This window comes from Streptomyces sp. NPDC002403 (genome assembly GCF_053593015.1).
Window position 1 is genome coordinate 145474 of the sequence record NZ_JBSFBQ010000009.1, and the last position, 17211, is coordinate 162684.

17 protein-coding genes and 1 riboswitch are annotated in these 17211 nt (G+C 70.9%); of the genes, 10 read left to right on the forward strand and 7 right to left on the reverse strand.

Annotation, left to right across the window (positions count from 1 at the left end; all coding sequences use genetic code 11):
• Positions 1–12: 12 nt before the first annotated feature.
• From ACWCPY_RS13725 to ACWCPY_RS13740, 4 genes are read right to left on the reverse strand one after another with little or no spacing between them, the layout of a single operon-like run.
• Complete coding sequence (locus ACWCPY_RS13725) at positions 13–852, reverse strand: SDR family NAD(P)-dependent oxidoreductase (protein ID WP_451264482.1); 840 nt, start codon at positions 850–852, stop codon at positions 13–15.
• Between the two features lie 58 nt (positions 853–910).
• The gene (locus tag ACWCPY_RS13730; RefSeq protein ID WP_451264484.1) at positions 911–1675 is read right to left on the reverse strand and encodes an SDR family NAD(P)-dependent oxidoreductase; all 765 of its coding nucleotides are present in this window, start codon (positions 1673–1675) and stop codon (positions 911–913) included.
• Positions 1650–2381 carry a GntR family transcriptional regulator gene (locus ACWCPY_RS13735; RefSeq protein WP_451264486.1) on the reverse strand — a complete coding sequence of 244 codons (732 nt, stop codon included), beginning with the start codon at positions 2379–2381 and terminating at the stop codon, positions 1650–1652. Before ACWCPY_RS13735 ends, ACWCPY_RS13730 begins: the two co-directional genes overlap by 26 nt.
• A gap of 32 nt (positions 2382–2413) precedes the next feature.
• On the reverse strand, positions 2414–2968 hold the full coding sequence (locus ACWCPY_RS13740) for a VOC family protein (protein WP_451264488.1): 555 nt from the start codon (positions 2966–2968) through the stop codon (positions 2414–2416).
• Positions 2969–3106: 138 nt separating this feature from the next.
• Between ACWCPY_RS13740 and ACWCPY_RS13745 the strand changes: the two genes are divergently transcribed.
• The 6 genes from ACWCPY_RS13745 (at position 3107) to ACWCPY_RS13770 (ending at position 12305) form a co-directional block, all read left to right on the forward strand.
• Positions 3107–5317, forward strand: coding sequence for an alpha-ketoacid dehydrogenase subunit alpha/beta (locus ACWCPY_RS13745; RefSeq protein WP_451264490.1), 2211 nt, complete (start codon positions 3107–3109; stop codon positions 5315–5317).
• A gap of 37 nt (positions 5318–5354) precedes the next feature.
• Positions 5355–6626, forward strand: coding sequence for a 2-oxo acid dehydrogenase subunit E2 (locus ACWCPY_RS13750; RefSeq protein ID WP_451264492.1), 1272 nt, complete (start codon positions 5355–5357; stop codon positions 6624–6626).
• Positions 6627–6743: 117 nt separating this feature from the next.
• A complete protein-coding gene (locus tag ACWCPY_RS13755; protein WP_451264494.1) occupies positions 6744–8081 on the forward strand; it encodes an MFS transporter in 1338 nt (445 codons plus the stop codon).
• 149 nt (positions 8082–8230) lie between these two features.
• Positions 8231–8446, forward strand: a riboswitch (cobalamin riboswitch).
• Between the two features lie 163 nt (positions 8447–8609).
• The gene (metE, locus tag ACWCPY_RS13760) at positions 8610–10922 is read left to right on the forward strand and encodes a 5-methyltetrahydropteroyltriglutamate--homocysteine S-methyltransferase (protein ID WP_451264496.1); all 2313 of its coding nucleotides are present in this window, start codon (positions 8610–8612) and stop codon (positions 10920–10922) included.
• Positions 10923–11094: 172 nt separating this feature from the next.
• Positions 11095–11742, forward strand: coding sequence for a TetR/AcrR family transcriptional regulator (locus tag ACWCPY_RS13765; protein WP_451264498.1), 648 nt, complete (start codon positions 11095–11097; stop codon positions 11740–11742).
• A 53-nt stretch (positions 11743–11795) separates the two neighbouring features.
• Positions 11796–12305 (forward strand): NAD(P)-binding domain-containing protein, encoded by a 510-nt coding sequence (locus tag ACWCPY_RS13770; RefSeq protein ID WP_451264500.1) that lies wholly within the window; start codon positions 11796–11798, stop codon positions 12303–12305.
• 51 nt (positions 12306–12356) lie between these two features.
• Here ACWCPY_RS13770 and ACWCPY_RS13775 read toward each other — a convergent pair whose 3' ends face one another.
• Positions 12357–13139 carry an HAD hydrolase family protein gene (locus ACWCPY_RS13775; RefSeq protein WP_451264502.1) on the reverse strand — a complete coding sequence of 261 codons (783 nt, stop codon included), beginning with the start codon at positions 13137–13139 and terminating at the stop codon, positions 12357–12359.
• 110 nt (positions 13140–13249) lie between these two features.
• Here ACWCPY_RS13775 and ACWCPY_RS13780 point away from each other — a divergent pair, with 110 nt between their 5' ends.
• Positions 13250–13645, forward strand: coding sequence for a TOBE domain-containing protein (locus ACWCPY_RS13780; RefSeq protein WP_451264504.1), 396 nt, complete (start codon positions 13250–13252; stop codon positions 13643–13645).
• A gap of 26 nt (positions 13646–13671) precedes the next feature.
• Here the strand turns inward: ACWCPY_RS13780 and ACWCPY_RS13785 are convergent, their stop codons facing one another.
• Both ACWCPY_RS13785 and ACWCPY_RS13790 read right to left on the reverse strand, forming a co-directional pair.
• Complete coding sequence (locus ACWCPY_RS13785) at positions 13672–14361, reverse strand: M24 family metallopeptidase (protein WP_451264506.1); 690 nt, start codon at positions 14359–14361, stop codon at positions 13672–13674.
• 111 nt (positions 14362–14472) lie between these two features.
• On the reverse strand, positions 14473–14943 hold the full coding sequence (locus ACWCPY_RS13790) for a molybdopterin-dependent oxidoreductase (protein WP_451264508.1): 471 nt from the start codon (positions 14941–14943) through the stop codon (positions 14473–14475).
• A gap of 138 nt (positions 14944–15081) precedes the next feature.
• On the opposite strand from ACWCPY_RS13790, the gene ACWCPY_RS13795 reads away from it, so the two are divergent.
• Genes ACWCPY_RS13795 through modB form a run of 3 tightly spaced genes read left to right on the forward strand, consistent with a single transcriptional unit; the run spans position 15082 to position 17193 of the window.
• Positions 15082–15474 (forward strand): TOBE domain-containing protein, encoded by a 393-nt coding sequence (locus tag ACWCPY_RS13795; RefSeq protein WP_451264510.1) that lies wholly within the window; start codon positions 15082–15084, stop codon positions 15472–15474.
• A 31-nt stretch (positions 15475–15505) separates the two neighbouring features.
• Entirely contained in the window at positions 15506–16336 is an 831-nt protein-coding gene (gene modA, locus ACWCPY_RS13800; protein ID WP_451264512.1) for a molybdate ABC transporter substrate-binding protein, read from the forward strand.
• Positions 16333–17193 (forward strand): molybdate ABC transporter permease subunit, encoded by an 861-nt coding sequence (gene modB / locus ACWCPY_RS13805; protein WP_451264514.1) that lies wholly within the window; start codon positions 16333–16335, stop codon positions 17191–17193. Before modA ends, modB begins: the two co-directional genes overlap by 4 nt.
• Positions 17194–17211 lie beyond the last annotated feature (18 nt).

Sequence of the window (17211 nt, forward strand, 5' to 3'; positions counted from 1 at the left end):
GAGCACTTTAGATCAGCCGGCCCCGTCGGCGCGGCGCCCTTCCTCAGGTCGGCTCGATGCCACCGCGTATCCGTCGGCGGTCCAGCCGCCGTCGCTGACCATCACCTGGCCGGTGATGTTCGCGGACACCGCGGAGGACAGGAAGAGAGCGAGATGCGCGATGTCCTGCGGGGTACCCAGTCGGCCGCGAGGGGTGCGGCGGCGCAGCGCCTGTGTGTCGAGCCGTCCGGCGTCGGAGAGCCGGGTCAGCAGGTCGGTCTCGACGTACCCGGGCGCGAGCGCGTTGACCCGGATGCCGAACGGCGCCCACTCGACGGCCAGGACCTTGGTGAGGGCGGCGACGGCGGCCTTGGTCGCGCAGTACGCGGCGCGTTCGGGTCCGGCGGTCACCCCGTACATCGACGAGGTGGTGAGGACGACACCCCCGTCGCCCTCGCGCATGATGCGGGCGGCGGCGCGTGCGCAGACGAAGACTCCGGTGAGATTGACGTCCAGCGCGGTGTTCCAGCGGTCCAGTTCGAGATCGAGGGAGGGCGCGTTGGCGGACACACCGGCGTTGGCGACCATGACGGACAGCTCGCCCGTCCGGTCGGTGAACGAGGTGAGTGCCGCCGTCACCGCCTCCTGGTCGCTCACCGGGGCGGTGGCCGTCGCGATCACCTGGCCGGGGCGGCCGTCGGCCAGGGCGGGCCGTATCCGGTCCAGTTCGTCACCGTCGATGTCGAGCAGCAGCACATGGCAGCCGGCGTGTACGTACGCGCCGGCCATCGCCAGGCCCAGGCCGCGCGCGGCCCCCGTAACGCATACGGACCTGCCGCTGAGGTCGGGGTAGATCGCCGCTTCCGTCGTCATGTTCCGTTCCGTTCCCGCTCGCACTGCCGCTCTTCCCACCCGCTGGTCCCGGTCCTGCTCAGATCATGTGCATTCCGCCGTTCACATGGATGACCTCGCCCTGTACGAAGCTTGCCGCGGGCGAGCACAGGAAGGTGACGACGGAGGCCACTTCCTCCGGCCTGCCCAGGCGGCCGAGGGGGGTGGTGGCGAGAGCGGTGTCGCCGCGGGCGGCGACGTAGTCGCGGGTCATGGAGGTCTCGATGATGCCGGGCGAGACCATGTTGATGCGTGCCCTGGAGCCGAGTTCCCAGGCGAGGCTGCGGGAGAAGGCGAGCAGCGCGCCCTTGGTGGCCGCGTAGTGCGCGTGCCGGACGCTGCCGCGGTGCCCGGCCATGGAGGTCAGGTTGACGATGCTGCCGCCCTCGTTGAGGTGGGGCAGCACGGCGCGGGTGAGGTAGAAGACGCCGTTGAGGTTGACCGAGATGACGGTGTTCCACTGCTCGTCGGTCATGTCGGCGACGGCCTGCTCCGGATAGACCCCGGCGGCCGGCACGAGGAAGTCGACGGAGCCGAACGTCTCGACCGCGGCGGCGACGAAGGCGTTGTTGCTCTCGGGCGAGGCGGCGTCCAGGGTGCGGGTGGTGACGGTCGCACCCGTGGGGTCGAGCGTCGCGGCGAACTCCTCCAGTACCCCGGCGTTCAGGTCGCCGAGCACCAGGTTGGCGCCGGCCGCATGGAACTGGCGGGCCACCTCGCGGGCGATGCCGCCGCCCGCACCGGACAGGAGGAGGGTCCGGCCCTCGAAGGGGCGTGCGTCAGTCTGCTGCGTGGTCGCTGTCATGGTCGTCCTCTGTGAACAGTTCGGGATGCTGGGCCAGTTCCAGCCGTGTACGGCGGATGTGGCCGGTGAGAAAGCGTTCGGCGTCGACGGTGTCGCCCCGCTTGACCGCCTCGATGATCAGGCGGTGTTCGGCGTGGATCAGCTCCCAGCCGCTGTCGCCCGCGAGCCGGGCGAAGGCACGGCGGTAGTGCTGGGTGGTGTTCCAGAACCGGTCGACCATGGTGGTGATCTGGGCGACGCGGCAGCCGGCGTAGGTGAGCAGGTGCAGACGGCGGTCCAGGGCGAGGAAGCGGTCCACGTCGGTGGTGAGCTCGATCTGCCGGGCGATCGTCTCCAGTTCGGCGACCTGCTCGGGGGTCAGGTTCGGAACGCTCTCGCTGAGGGCGAGCGGCTCCAGGCGTTCGCGGATCTTGTAGACGCCCTCGCACTCCGCCATGTCCATCCTGGAGACCCAGGCGCCGCTGTTGGACTTCACGACGGTCAGTCCCTCGGCCGCCAGTATCCGCAGGGCCTCGCGTACCGGCAGTCGGCTGGCGCCGAGCTGGGCGGCGACCTGCTCCTGCATGATCCGTGCGCCGGGGCGCAGCTCACCGCTCAGGATGGCGGCACGCAGATGGTCCGCGACGCGCTGGCTGGCGACGGCGGCACTGGACCCGGACGTACCGGATCCGGACGGTTCGGATCCGGTGGTCGGCTTGCGTGACATGGCTCTCCCTGGTGCGGTGCGCGGCAGCGTGTTCAGACGGAAGGCTGCCACAGCCGTACCGGTGAGTCGGCTTCGTACTGCTTGCCTCCCGGGTAGGAGACCAGCTCCAGCTGCATCCCCCAGGGCGTGAGGAAGTAGACCCAGCGCTGCCCCGCACTCGGGCCCGAGCTGGCCGTGGGTTCGCCCAGGATCCTTACGCCGTGCTGCCGCAGGTGTGCCACGGCGGCGTCGAGGTCGGTGACGTAGAAGGCGAGGTGGTGGCCGCCGACGTCACTGTTGCGCGGCGGTCGCGTCTCCTGCCCCGGGGCCTCGTACTCGAAGATCTCGAAGTTCGGACCGCCGGCGCAGCGGAAGAAGCGCAGCTCGCGCATCACGGCGCGCGGGTGGACGCCGAGGTGGTCGCTCATCCAGGTGCCGTCGGAGCGGAACGGACCGAGCGAGTAGACGTGCTCGCAGCCGATCACCTCCACGAAGAAGCGGGTCGCCTCTTCGAGGTCGGGAACGGTGAAACCGATGTGCTCGACACCGGTCAGCCCGGGGAGCCCCTGACCTCGATCACTTGCTGAATGGATCCATCTCTCCGCCATGTGTCTCACATTGCGCCGCCATAGGTGCCACAGTCAATGGACATACCCGAAATCTGAACGTAACGTTCCGGTAACGAGGTATTGGCTATGGATCCATTGACTGCGACAGTGCTCTCCGAATCACACAGGAGAGTGCTCATGCCCACACACCGGAAACTGGCCCCCGCCTCACCCTGGACCGAGGTGACGGCGACCAAGAAGGACTGGCAGGGCGCGGACCCGCGGCTGCTGACCTCGATGTTCACCCAGACCCTGCTGATCAGGACCTTCGAGGAGTACGTCCTCGACCTGGCGGGTCAGGGCCTGGTCCATGGGCCGGCGCACTCCAGCATCGGCCAGGAGGGCGGCGCCGTCGGCTCCGTACTGCCTCTGACCGGTGCCGACTTCGTCGGCGGCTCGCACCGGGGGCACCACCAGTTCCTGGCCAAGGCACTGGGGTACGTCGCGCCCGGCGGCATCGACCTCCGCCGCCCCGTCGACGACGGTGTGCGCACCGTCCTGCAACGCAGCCTGGCCGAGATCTGCGGTCTGGCCAGGGGCTTCTGCCGGGGCCGGGGCGGATCCATGCATCTGCAGTGGCGCGAGGCCGGGGCCATGGGCACCAACGCGATCGTCGGCGGCGGCGTGCCGCAGGCCGCGGGGTTCGCCTGGTCGGCACGGCAGGCCGGCACCGATGCCGTCTCGGTGAGTTACTTCGGGGACGGCGCGGTCAACATCGGCTCCGTGCTGGAGACGATGAACCTCGCCGCCGCCTGGAAGCTGCCGGTCTGCTTCTTCATCGAGAACAACAAGTACGCCGTCTCCACCCACGTGGACGAGGCGACGGCCGAGCCCCGGCTGTCGGCGCGCGGTCTGGGCTTCAACATCCCCAGCTGGCGCGTGGACGGCATGGATCCGCTCTCCGTGTACCTCGCCATGAGCGAGGCCGTGGACCACATGCGCGCGGGCCACGGCCCGACCATCGTCGAGGCCGAGGTCTACCGCTACTTCCACCAGAACGGCCCGTTCCCCGGCAGTGCGTTCGGCTACCGCACCAAGGACGAGGAGAAGGAGTGGCGGGCCCGCGACCCGCTGGCCCTCGTCACGCGTCAGCTCGTCGAGAACGGCGTCCTGAGCGCCGACGAGATCGAGGAGTGCACCGCACGGGCCAAGGCGGTCATGGCCGCCATCGGCGACGAACTGCTGGAGCCCGACCCCGACGGCAAGCCGGGCACCCGTCGCATCAGGCCCTCCGAATGGCCCGACCCGTCCTTCCGCGACGTCGGCGTACGGGGCGACCTCAGCGAATTCGAGGGCGTGCGCCTCGCCGACACCGACACCGACACCGGCACCGGCGCTGACGGCTTCCAAGGGCGCCTGGAGCAGCGGAAGTTCATCGACGTCGTGGCGGAGGTGATGAGCCGGCGCATGGCCGAGGACTCGTCGGTCGTCGTCATGGGCGAGGACGTGCACCGGCTCAAGGGCGGCACCAACGGCGCGACCAAGGGGCTGGCCGAGGCCCACCCGGACCGTGTCCTGGGCACACCGATCAGCGAGAACGCCTTCGCCGGGCTCGCCGGCGGCATTGCGCTCGACGGCCGGTACAAGCCGGTGGTGGAGTTCATGTACGCCGACTTCATGTGGGTCGCGGCCGACCAGATCTTCAACCAGATCGGCAAGGCCCGGCACATGTTCGGCGGCGACGGACAGGGCACCGGCGTCCCGCTCGTCCTGCGCAGCAAGGTCGCGATGGGCACCGGCTACGGCTCCCAGCACTCCATGGACCCGGCCGGAATCCTCGCCACGGCCCCCGGCTGGCGGATCGTCGCCCCGTCCACACCCTTCGACTACGTCGGCCTGATGAACGCCGCGCTGACGTGCAAGGACCCGGTCGTCGTACTGGAGCACACCGACCTGTACGGCTCGGTCGGTCCGGGCCCGGTGGACGACTTCGACTACTGCCTGCCCGTGGGCAGGGCGGCCGTGCGCCGCACCGGATCGCGGATCACCGTCGTGACCTACCTCGCGATGACCAACCACGTGCTGGACGCCGTCGAGCAGCTGGGCCTGGACGCCGAGGTCATCGACCTGCGCTGGCTGGACCGCGCCAGTCTCGACTGGGACACCCTCGGCGAGAGCATCCGCAAGACCAACAACGTGCTCATCGCCGAGCAGGGCCCCATCGGCACCTCCTACGGCGGCTGGCTGTCCGACGAGATCCAGCGCCGCTACTTCGACTGGCTCGACCAGCCGGTGGAGCGCGTCCAGGCCGGCGAATCCTCACCCAGCATCAGCAAGGTGCTGGAGCGGGCGGCCATCGCACGGACCGAAGAGGTCGTGGCCGCGCTCCAGCGGGTCACCGGGAACTGACCCTCCCCGTACGAGAGAACACCCAGGAGGGTTGATCATGGCAGAACTGTTCCGAATGCCCGCCGTGGCCGCCGATGCCGCAACGGCCGTGCTGTCCGCCTGGCAGGTGGCGGAGGGCGCGTCGTTCACCAAGGACGACGCGCTCGTCTCCATCGAGACCGACAAGGCCGAGGTGGACGTCGCCGCCGAGCAGGACGGCGTCCTGCTCAAGGCGTTGTACGAGGCGGGCGTCGAGATCGAGGTCGGCGACCCGATCGCCGTGCTCGGCGCCGTCGGCGAGCAGCCGGGTGACCTCGACGCGCTGCTGGCCGGGCTCGGCGTCAGCACGTCCGGCGCGGCCCCGAAGGCGGTGCGCCGGGACGTACCGGAGGAGCCGGTGGCACCGCCCGCGGCCGCCCCGGCTTCCGGTGCGCCGGGTCGCGGCGGGCGCGTCTTCAGCAGTCCGCTGGCCCGCAGGCTGGCCCGGGAGGCGGGCCTCGACATCGGCGCCCTCACCGGCACCGGGCCCGGCGGCCGCGTCGTCAGGCGTGACGTCGATGCCGCGGTCGCGGCCCGGCACACACCGGCGAAGGACTCCACCCCGGCCCCGTCCGTGTCTCCGGCTCCCCGGGCGACCCCCGCCGGTACCGGCGACCACGAGGACGTCCCGCACACCCGCATGCGCCGGGCCATCGCCAGGCGCCTGACGGAGAGCAAGCAGCACACCCCGCACTTCTATCTGCGGGCGACCTGCGCCGTGGACGAACTGCTCGCCCTGCGGCAGCGGATCAACGCCGTCAGCCCGGTCAAGGTCTCGGTCAACGACCTGCTGATCAAGGCCGTCGCCACGGCGCACACCCAGGTGCCGGAGATGAACGCGGTGTGGCAGCCGGAGGCCGTCCGCCGGTTCCGTACCGTCGACGTCTCGGTCGCCATCGCCACCGAGACCGGCCTGGTGACCCCGGTGCTGCGCGGGATCGAGAACCTTTCGGTTTCGGCGATCGCCACGCGGACCCGCGCGTACGCGGAGCAGGCACGCTCCGGTGCGCTGCACCCCGCCGACCTCGAAGGCGGCTCGATCACCGTCTCGAACCTCGGCATGTACGGGGTCGAGGAGTTCACCGCCATCATCAACCCGCCGCAGGCCGCGATCCTGGCCATCGGCGCCGCACGCGACGAGGCGGTGGTCCGCGACGGTGCGGTCACCACGACCAAGGTGCTCGGCGTGGTCCTGTCCGTGGACCACCGTCCGGTCGACGGCGCCGTGGCGGCGCGCTGGCTCGCGGCCTTCACCGAGGCCGTGGAGAACCCGGTCCGGCTCGTCGTCTGACCCCACCCCGGCGGGCCGGGCGGACCGCGGCGTCACCGCCGCGGACCGCCCGCCACCGCCCACCCCCGGGCCGCAGTCCGCGTCAGGCGGCTGCCAGAGCACTCCAAGAGGACACCGATGTCTTTGATCCGCGCTTCCCGCACACCTGGTGCGGCCACAACGAACGAATCCCCGCGCGATGCGCTCGGCGAGCTGGACCAGCGCAATCTCCGGCGGCTGATGCCGCTGCTGCTGGCCGCCTACATCATGTCGTTCCTGGACCGGACCAACATCGGCCTGGCCAAGGAACGCCTGGAGGTCGACCTCGGCATCTCCGCAGCGGCCTACGGCCTGGGCGCGGGGCTGTTCTTCCTCACCTACGCGATCTCCGAAGTGCCCAGCAACCTGATCATGTACCGCGTGGGCGCCCGCTGGTGGATCACCCGGATCATGCTGACCTGGGGCGTCATCTCCGCGTGCATGGCCTTCGTCCAGGGCGAGAAGTCCTTCTACGCCATGCGACTGCTGCTCGGTGCCGCCGAGGCCGGGCTGCTGCCGGGCATCCTGCTCTACTTCACGTACTGGTTCCGCTCCGAGACCCGCGGCAGGGCCATCGGCCTGCTCCTGCTCGGCGCCTCCATCGCCAGCGTCGTCGGAAACCCGCTCGGCGGGCTGCTCATGGAGATGGACGGGCTCGGCGGCTGGCACGGCTGGCAGTGGATGTTCGTCATCGAGGGGATCCCCTGCCTCTTCCTGGCGATCGCCATCTACCGCTTCCTGCCCGACGGCCCGGCCAAGGCCCCCTGGCTGACGGCGGAGGAGGCCCGGTTGGTCCAGGACGCGGTCACCCGCGAACAGACCGAGGGCTCCCAGGCGGCGGGCAACGGCTCCGGGTCCGGGTCCCTGCTGACAGTGCTGCGCGACAAGCAGATGCTGCTGGCCATCTTCGCCAACTGGACCCACCAGGTCGCCCTGTACTCGGTCGTCTACTTCCTGCCCGGCATCATCGGCGGCTGGGGCGATCTCTCGCCGTTCACCATCGGCCTGCTCACCGGACTGCCCTGGCTCACCGCGGCCGTCGGTGCCGTACTGGTGCCACCGCGCGCGACCACTCCCCGGCGCTCCCGCAACTTCGTGGTGGTCGGCCTGCTGATGATGTTCACCGGCCTCATCGTCGCCGCTGTCGCGGGTCCGGTGATCGCTCTGCTCGGCTTCTGCTTCACCGGCCTGGCCTTCTTCGTCGTCCAGCCCCTGCTGTTCAACTTCCCCGCCACCCGGCTCTCGGGCAAGACTCTCGCCGGCGGCCTGGCACTGCTCAACACCATCGGCATCACCGGCGGCTTCGTCGGCCCGTACATCATGGGCTACGCCGAGGACGCCACCGGCAACCACCTCTCCGGCCTGTGGGTCTCCATCGTCCTGCTGGCCCTCGGCGCGCTGGCGGCCACGCGACTGCGCTTCTCCCCCAAGTCCTGAACCGCGCCCCGGGGCGGAGGCGGCCCGGGACGTCCCCAGCGGCGGGGGCGGTCCCGCGGGCGCCCCCGCCCCGGGGCAGCCCCGAAGTCCGCCCGGGTGTCACGTTCCGGGATGTGAACAGCGGTGCCCCCGGGACCGGTTCACCCTCTAGTCTGGCCTGTGCAGCTGGTTCGCCCTGTCCGCCAGACAGGCGCGTCGTAAGAGGGAACCCGGTGGGAATCCGGGACTGCCCCGCAGCGGTGAGCGGGAACGACCGCCGTCATACGCACTGGATCCGGTCGGATCCGGGAAGCGACGGCCAGTAGGAATCTGCCCCGGCAGATGTGCCCGCGAGTCCGAAGACCTGCCTGTTGCCCGCACGCGACCCCTCGTGTGCGGATATCCCGGTGACCTCGTGGGCGGGTCGGCGTGCATATCGGTCGGAGGACCGCGCACATGGCGTGCGGGGGATCCGTCCGGTTCGTCATTCCTTCGCGTCCGTGTCCCCTCACCGGGATCTCAAGGAGTCATCTCGCGAAGGAGATTTCCGTGACAGCAGAACCCGCGACCGCACGCGCCACCGTGTACGGCTACCCCCGTCAGGGCCCGGACCGGGAACTGAAGAAGGCCGTCGAGGGCTACTGGAAGGGCCGGGTCACCGCCGACGCCCTCCGGGAGACGGCAGCCGGCCTGCGCCGGTCCAACTGGCGGCGATTGACGGACGCCGGTGTCCACGAGGTGCCCACCGGCGACTTCTCGTACTACGACCACGTCCTGGACACCAGTGTCATGGTCGGCGCCGTCCCCCGGCGGCATCGGGCGGCCGTCGCCGCCGACGCGCTCGACGGGTACTTCGCGATGGCCCGCGGCACCCAGGACGTGGCGCCGCTGGAGATGACCAAGTGGTTCGACACCAACTACCACTACCTCGTCCCCGAACTCGGCCCGGACACCGTCTTCACCACCGACTCCACCAAGCAGGTCACCGAGCTGAAGGAGGCCCTCGCACTCGGGCACACCGCCCGCCCCGTGCTGGTCGGCCCCGTCACGTACCTCCTGCTCGCCAAGCCCGCCCCCGGGGTGGCGGCCGGCTTCGAACCGCTCACCCTGCTGGACCGGCTGCTGCCGGTCTACGCGGAGGTGCTCGCCGATCTGCGTGCCGCCGGGGCGGAGTGGGTCCAGCTCGACGAGCCCGCACTGGTCCAGGACCGGACGCGGGCCGAACTGAACGTCGCCGCCCGCGCCTATCGTGAACTCGGCGGCCTGACCGACCGGCCCAAGCTGCTCGTCGCCACCTACTTCGACCGGCTCGGCGAGGCGCTCCCCGTCCTGGCGAAGACCCCGGTCGACGGCCTGGCGCTGGACTTCACCGATGGTGCCGCGGGCAACCTCGCAGACCTCGCCGCCGTCGGCGGGCTGCCCGGCAAGCGGCTCGTCGCGGGCGTCGTCAACGGCCGCAACATCTGGATCAACGACTACGAGAAGTCGCTGGCCACCCTCGCCACACTCCTCGGTCTCGCGGGCCGGGTCGACGTGGCCGCCTCCTGCTCCCTGCTGCACGTCCCCCTCGACACGGCGCCGGAGAGGGACATCGACCCGCGGATCCTTCGCTGGCTCGCCTTCGCCGAGCAGAAGGCCACCGAGGTCGTCACCCTGGCGAAGGGCCTGGCTCGCGGCACCGGCGCGATCAGCGCCGAGATCACCGCCAACCGCGCCGACCTCGCCTCACGCGCGCACTCCCCCCTCACCCACGACCCCGCCGTACGGGCCAGGGCCGCCGCCGTCACCGCCGCCGACGGCCGCCGCTCCCAGCCGTACACCGAGCGCGCCGCCGCCCAACGTGCCCACCTCAGGCTGCCGTTGCTGCCCACGACCACCATCGGGTCCTTCCCGCAGACCGACGAGCTGCGCGCGGCCCGTGCCGGTCTGCGCGCGGGCCGGATCGACACGGCCGGATACGAGGAGCGGATCAGGGCCGAGATCGGCGAGGTCGTCGCCTTCCAGGAGAAGGCCGGCATCGACGTCCTGGTGCACGGCGAGCCCGAACGCAACGACATGGTCCAGTACTTCGCCGAACAGCTCACCGGCTACCTCGCCACCCGGCACGGCTGGGTCCAGTCCTACGGCACCCGCTATGTCCGCCCGCCGATCCTGGCCGGCGACATCTCCCGCCCCGCACCGATGACGGTGCGCTGGACCTCGTACGCCCAGTCGCTCACCGACCGTCCGGTCAAGGGCATGCTGACCGGGCCCGTCACCATGCTGGCCTGGTCCTTCATCCGCGACGACCAGCCGCTCGGCGACACCGCCCGGCAGGTCGCCCTCGCCCTGCGCGACGAGGTCGGGGACCTGGAGGCCAGTGGCACATCGGTCATCCAGGTCGACGAACCCGCCCTGCGCGAGACCCTTCCGCTGCGCGCATCGGACCGCGCCGCATACCTGGAATGGGCCACCGGCTCGTTCCGTCTCACCACCAGCGGAGTACGTCCGGACACCCAGATCCACACCCACATGTGCTACGCCGAGTTCGGCGACATCGTCCAGGCCATCGACGACCTCGATGCCGATGTCATCAGCCTGGAGGCCGCCCGCTCCCACATGCAGGTCGCCCGCGAACTCGCCGCGCACGGCTACCCGCGCGAAGCCGGACCCGGTGTATACGACATCCACTCCCCGCGCGTGCCCGGTGCGGACGAGGCCGCCGCCCTTCTCCGCAAGGGCCTGAAGGCCATTCCCGCCGAACGGCTGTGGGTCAACCCCGACTGCGGTCTGAAGACCCGCGGCTGGCCCGAGACCAGGGCATCCCTGGAGAACCTGGTCTCCGCTGCCCGTACGGTACGGGCGGAGCTGTCCGTGTCCTGACGGCGGATGCCCGACGGCCGGGGCGCCCGTGAGCGCCCCGGCCCCGGTCGGACCGGCGTGCCATGACGGTCCCCTCCTCGTTCCCCTCCACCGCGGGTTCCCCCTCACACCACGCAATCTACGGTGTAGGTTCAGCAAAGGACGGGACGTACGAAGGGGCAGGGAGCAGGACGTGGCCAGACGAACACAGGGCACCGCGGCGGGGCTCAGCCGCGAACGCATCGCCGGCGCCGCCGTCGCGCTCGTCGACCGCGACGGCCTGGAGCGCTTCGGGGTACGGCGCCTCGCGGAGGAGCTCGGGGTCGACCCGATGTCGATCTACCACCACATCAAGGGCAAGGCGGCGCTGCTGGACGCGGTCTCCGAGGCCGTGCTCGCCGAGGTGGCCGCCGCGACGGACGACACGTCGCGCGACTGGGAGGAGATCGCCCGCCGAACGGCGCACGGCTACCGGGAGATGGCCCACCGGCACCCCCGGGTGTTCCCGCTGCTGGCGACGCGCGCCCAGACCTCGCCGGTGGCCCTCAGCGCGCTGGAGCGGCTGGTCACCGCGATGCGTGAGGCCGGCCTGCCCGAACAGGTGGTCGCGGACGCGCCGATGACGCTGTTCGGCTTCCTCAACGGATACCTGCTGGCGGTCCTCAGCGGCGAGAGCGGCGAGGACACCGGCGTCCCCGCGATCGACGCCGACACGTACCCGACCATGGCCGCCCTCGCGCCCCTCCAGGCCGGCTACGGGTCCGCGGCGGAGTTCGACCGGATCCTCGGTACCGTGCTCGGCGGCATCCGGGACCTGGCGGCCCGGGGCGCAACCCGGTGAGCGGTCACGGACCGCGCCGACACCTCTGACGAACGCGACGACAGGGAGGAACCATGGACGGCATCGGGATCATCGGCGTGGGCGAGATCGGCCGGGCCGTCGTGGACGGCCTGTGCGACGGCGTCGGCGATCCGCCGCGGATCCACCTGTCTCCGCGAGGGGCCCGTACGGCCGCCGAACTGTCCCAGCGGTATCCGACCGTCCGGGTCTGCGCCGACAACCAGGACGTGGCGAACCACTCCGAGGTGGTCGTCCTCGCCGTCCGCCCCCAGGACCGCGCCGAGGCTCTCGCAGGGCTCCGGGTCGGCGACGACGGGGTCGTGATCAGCCTGATGGCCGGTGTCGGCATCGGCGAACTGCGCGAAACACTCGGCACCGGCGCCCCCGTGGTGCGCGCGATTCCGCTGCCCACCGTGCGCGAGTGCCGGTCCGTCACGAGGCGGGCCGTGTGCCGCCGTCCCTCGTGCGCGGCGACTGGTCGGCGGAGTCGGGCTTCCGGGCCGGCCCGATCCAAGCGAAAGACCCTGGTGGTGCGGGACAGCACGGCGCCCGGCCCCGGCTGACGCCCGTGCTCCCGACGGGCGTCGCTCGGCTCGGTGACCGGTGGTCGTCCCTCACACCGCCCGGACGACGGCCCGGGCCGCCTCCGCCAACAGTGAGATCTCGCCCGCGACTGCCTCCGGGTCGGCGGCGACGGTGACCTGGGCGACGTCGTCCAGGCCCGGGTGCGAGCCGACGCGCACCGCCCGCTCCGCGTTGCGCAGGAGATCGAAGTCGTTGATGTCGTTCCCGAACGCGACGTACTCGCCGATCCCCATCGAACTCAGGGCTTCCCACTTCGTCGTGGAGCCCGGCGCGAAGTCGACGATCGCCTCGTCGAGATGGTGGTTGACCGTCAGCCCCAGCCGGCGGCCGGCATCGGCGAGTGCCGCCATGTCCGACGCACCGACGACAAGGAACTTCACGACCTCGGAAAGCTCGGCGATGTCCACCATCTTCGCCAGGTTGCCCTGGTCCACGCGGCCCCGGATCGGATGGTCCGCGGGTCCGGTGTACGCGTAGTCCCAGAGTCCGTCGGCGAGGTACGTCGCTTCGTACTTCCCGACCGTGTCCATGAGTGCGCCGAGTCCGGCCGGATCGAACGCGGCCCGGGCCCGGACCCGGCCGTCGGCCGAGACGAGGCTCCCGTTCCCGCCGATCAGTGTGGCGGCCGGGAAGGCACCGTCCAGGACGGGCAGCAGGTCTCGGACAGGACGGGCGGAGGCGAAGACCACATGATGGCCGGCGCGCTCGCACTCACCGATCGCGGCGAGAATCCGGTCATCGATCGTTCGTCCGTCGAAGCAGAGCGTGCCGTCGATGTCAAAAACCAGTGTGCGGGCGCGAAGTGTGAACATCATCGGATTCTATCCGGCCGACCGACGGCGGTGAGCTGATGCCCGTGGTGCCGGTGGTGCCGGTGGTGCGGTGGGCCCGGACATCCATGGAGGGGCCTATCTTGGCCTGTATGCAGTTCTACACAATCGGCCAGGCCGCCCGGCTCCTCGGTGTGAGCCCCGACACCGCACGTCGCTGGGCCGACGCCGGCCGGGTGGCCACCCATCGGGACGAGGGCGGACGGCGGCTCATCGAGGGCAGGGATCTCGCCGAGTTCTCCGTGGAGCTGGCCAAGGGCGGTGGCGGCGAGGAGGACGTCTCGTACACCTCGGTCCGCAATGCCTTCCCCGGGATCGTCACCGCGGTGAAGCTCGGCGACGTCGCCGCCCAGGTGGAGATCCAGGCCGGCCCGCACCGGCTGGTGTCACTGCTGACGCGGGAGGCCGTGGAGGAGCTGGGGCTGGAGGTCGGGATGGAGGCCACGGCCCGGGTCAAGTCGACGAATGTGCACATCGACCGGGTCTGACCGCTGCGCGGGCCGGCGCCGTCGGGTCAGAGCGTGAGCAGTTCCTCGTAGAAGCCGCCGAACTCCCGCTCCCGGTCGACGAGATGGATCTCCAGGATCCAGTGGCAGCGGCGTCCCGCCTTGTCGGTGCGGCGCATCGGGGTGTCGTTGGCGGGCGCGATGTACGACTCCGTGTCCGCGCCGTCGATCCGCTCGTGCGGGAACTCCCCGACCAGATGGCCTGCATGCCAGCCGCCCAGCTCCCAGCCGGCCTGCGCCGCCAGCCGCTCGACCTCGGCGTACAGCCGTGCGCCCGTGATCTCCGGGTCGGCCTCGAAGAAGCGGCGGCCCGCCGCGAACACCTTCGGCAGGTCCTGCTGCAGCCGGTGCTTGACGCGGTCGTCGCCGAGGACGAAGGTCCGCCCGAAGTCGGCCTCGTACTCCTCGAAGATCGGCCCGAAGTCGGCGAACACGATGTCGTCCGCGCCGATCACCCGGTCCGGTGGGTTCTCCCGGTACGGCATCAGTGTGTTCGGCCCGGAGCGCACGATGCGCTTGTGCCAGTGCCGGGTCGTGCCGAACAGTTCGTTCGCCAGGTCCCGGATCCGATCGCTGACCTCGCGTTCTCCCCCGCCCGGTGCGACCAGCCCGCGCTCCTCGATCTCCGCGAAGAGTCGCGCGGCCTTCGCCTGGGCGTCCAACAGCCGGGCAGCGCGCGTGGATTCGTCATCCGCCATGAGGCCGACCGTAGCCATCCCCATCGCCTCCGGCAACGGGATTCCCGCGCGGGCAGGGTCCGGACATATGAAGGGGACGGCGCGGAGCCGACGCCGGCGGGCGCGGGGGCGTCACGCCCAGGAGGCGTAGCGGCCGTCCACGCGAATCTCGTTGATGCCGCTGATGTGCCGGGCCCCGCAACGGTCCTGGGGCAGGACGAGCTGCGCGCCGGCGCGGTCGAGCGGCGTGCCGTCGACGGTGGCGGCGAGCAGTACGGGCGCGCGGCCGAAGTCGGGATCGATCTCCGCCCAGGACAGCAGGGCGTGGTGGCCGTCCGCGCCGGACACCGCGATCAGGAATCGCAGACGGTCCTTGCGGCGGGTGGGATCGAAGGCGGGACCGGCTGCCGCAAGCACGTCGTGCAGGAGCGGTCCGGTGAAGCGGTGGTGCTGGATGCCGCTGGTGGCGCACTCGAAGCTGACGTCGGCCTCGTGCTGCGGCCAGGCGAGCAGGTCGGGCACGGTCAGACGGAGCGGACGGGACAGATCGCCGGCGAGGGAGAGTTCCGCCACCTCGTCCGCCGTTTCGGGGGACCGACTCATGGGCCACCACCTCCCCGAGGTCCCTACCCGGACACCCGTCCTGTACAAACGCACATGCAACCCACGAAGATCGATGATCCGGCTCATGCGAAGCAACAGATGACTTTCCCCTCGCATCTGCGGCAGTATCATCAGCGCATGCACACCTACCGGATCGGGGACGCGGCCGCCTTGCTCGGCGTCAGCACCGACACCGTGAGGCGTCTGGTCGACGGCGGGAAAATCACCGCCGTACGCGACGAGGCCGGCCGCCGGATCATCCCCGGGCCGGCCCTCGCGGCCTACGCCCGGCAGGTGCACCGCACGGAACGGGAGTCCACCGGATCCTCGGCCCGCAACCGCCTCTCCGGCATCGTCACCGACGTGATCCTCGGAGATGTGTCGGCGCAGGTCGAGATCCAGGCCGGGCCGTTCCGGGTGGTGGCGATGGTCAGCCGCGAGTCGGCTGAGGAACTGGAGCTGGAGCCAGGTGTTCCGGCGGTTGCCGTGGTCAAGTCGACCAATGTGGTCGTCGACAGACCGAAGATGTGATGTGTCCGTCAGGACCAGAGGGAGTGGACCCGTGACAACCCGTACCGCGCGCCGGACCCGCAGGACCCTGCAGGTGGCCGGTGCAGGCACCGCCGCGCTGCTGGCCCTGAGCGCCTGCTCCTCCTCCGACGACTCCTCGTCGGTGAAGCCGGGCTCCTCCGCCCCGGCCTCCTCGTCGGACAAGTTGTCCGGCACGGTGACCGTGTTCGCCGCGGCCTCGCTGAAGGAGAGCTTCACGACCCTGGGCAAGGAGTTCGAGAAGCAGCACCCGGGTACGAAGGTGACCTTCAGCTTCGGCGGCAGCGACTCCCTCGCCGCGAGCATCACCGGCGGCGCACCGGCCGATGTGTTCGCCGCGGCCAGCCCCAAGACGATGAAGATCGTCACCGATGCCGGCGATGCCTCCGGCACGCCCGCCACCTTCGTTCGCAACCAGCTGGAGATCGCCACGCTGCCGGGCAACCCCGACAAGATCTCCTCCCTCAAGGACCTCACCGGTTCGGGCCTGAAGGTCGTGCTCTGCGACAAGGAGGTGCCGTGCGGGGCCGCTGCCCAGAAGGCCCTGGACGCCAGCGGTCTCAAGCTCACCCCGGTCTCGTACGAGCAGGACGTCAAGAGCGCCCTGACCAAGGTCGAGCTGAAGGAGGCCGACGCGGCGGTCGTGTACAAGACCGATGTGAAGGCGGCCGGTGACAAGGTGGAGGGCGTGGAGTTCCCCGAATCGGCCGATGCCGTCAACGACTACCCGATCGCCCTGCTCAAGGACGCCCCCAACGCGGACGCCTCCAAGGCGTTCATCGCACTGGTGCAGTCCACCGAGGGCCAGAAGGTCCTGACCGGGGCCGGGTTCCTGAAGCCGTGACCTCGTCCGAGAAGTCCGACGCCGTGACCCGCACCCTCCGGGGCGGGCCGCGGCGTCGGCGGGTCCGGGCGGGTGGTGGCCGCGGCGCACCGCTGCCTCTGCTCGTGCCCGCGCTGATCGGCCTGGCGTTCCTGGTGGTGCCGCTGGTCGCCCTGCTCGTACGGGCCCCGTGGCGCAGCATGCCCGAGCAGCTGACCAGCGCCGAGGTGTGGCAGGCGCTCCGGCTGTCCCTGATCTGCGCCACCGCCGCCACCGCCGTGAGTCTGGTCATCGGGGTGCCGCTGGCCTGGCTGCTGGCCCGGGTCGAGTTCCGCGGTCGCGGCCTCGTGCGCGCTCTCGTCACGCTCCCGCTGGTCCTGCCGCCGGTCGTGGGCGGTGTGGCGCTGCTGACGTCGCTCGGCCGCAACGGCATCGTCGGGAAGTGGCTGGACTCCTGGTTCGGCGTCACCCTGCCGTTCACCACGGCGGGGGTCGTGGTCGCGGAGGCCTTCGTGGCGATGCCGTTCCTCGTCATCAGCGTCGAGGGCACTCTGCGGGCCGCCGACCCGCGGTACGAGGAGGCGGCGACCACCCTGGGCGCCTCCCGCTTCACCGCGTTCCGCCGGGTCACGCTCCCGCTGATCGCGCCGGGCATCGCGGCCGGTGCGGTGCTGGCGTGGGCCCGCGCGCTCGGCGAGTTCGGCGCGACCATCACCTTCGCCGGCAACTTCCCCGGGCGTACGCAGACCATGCCCCTCGCCGTCTACCTCGCTCTGCAGAGCGACCCGGAGGCGGCGATCGCCCTCAGCCTGGTGCTGCTGGCCGTGTCCGTCGCGGTGCTGGCCGGGCTGCGCGACCGTTGGATGACCGCCGGATGACCGGGACCCACGACCGTT

Coding starts and splice junctions, on each gene's coding strand:
- ACWCPY_RS13725 (WP_451264482.1), bottom strand. CDS start 852: ATGACGACGGAAGCGGCGATCTACCCCGACCTCAGCGGCAGGTCCGTA.
- ACWCPY_RS13730 (WP_451264484.1), bottom strand. CDS start 1,675: ATGACAGCGACCACGCAGCAGACTGACGCACGCCCCTTCGAGGGCCGG.
- ACWCPY_RS13735 (WP_451264486.1), bottom strand. CDS start 2,381: ATGTCACGCAAGCCGACCACCGGATCCGAACCGTCCGGATCCGGTACG.
- ACWCPY_RS13740 (WP_451264488.1), bottom strand. CDS start 2,968: ATGGCGGAGAGATGGATCCATTCAGCAAGTGATCGAGGTCAGGGGCTC.
- ACWCPY_RS13745 (WP_451264490.1), top strand. CDS start 3,107: ATGCCCACACACCGGAAACTGGCCCCCGCCTCACCCTGGACCGAGGTG.
- ACWCPY_RS13750 (WP_451264492.1), top strand. CDS start 5,355: ATGGCAGAACTGTTCCGAATGCCCGCCGTGGCCGCCGATGCCGCAACG.
- ACWCPY_RS13755 (WP_451264494.1), top strand. CDS start 6,744: ATGTCTTTGATCCGCGCTTCCCGCACACCTGGTGCGGCCACAACGAAC.
- ACWCPY_RS13770 (WP_451264500.1), top strand. CDS start 11,796: ATGGACGGCATCGGGATCATCGGCGTGGGCGAGATCGGCCGGGCCGTC.
- ACWCPY_RS13775 (WP_451264502.1), bottom strand. CDS start 13,139: ATGTTCACACTTCGCGCCCGCACACTGGTTTTTGACATCGACGGCACG.
- ACWCPY_RS13780 (WP_451264504.1), top strand. CDS start 13,250: ATGCAGTTCTACACAATCGGCCAGGCCGCCCGGCTCCTCGGTGTGAGC.
- ACWCPY_RS13785 (WP_451264506.1), bottom strand. CDS start 14,361: ATGGCGGATGACGAATCCACGCGCGCTGCCCGGCTGTTGGACGCCCAG.
- ACWCPY_RS13790 (WP_451264508.1), bottom strand. CDS start 14,943: ATGAGTCGGTCCCCCGAAACGGCGGACGAGGTGGCGGAACTCTCCCTC.
- ACWCPY_RS13795 (WP_451264510.1), top strand. CDS start 15,082: ATGCACACCTACCGGATCGGGGACGCGGCCGCCTTGCTCGGCGTCAGC.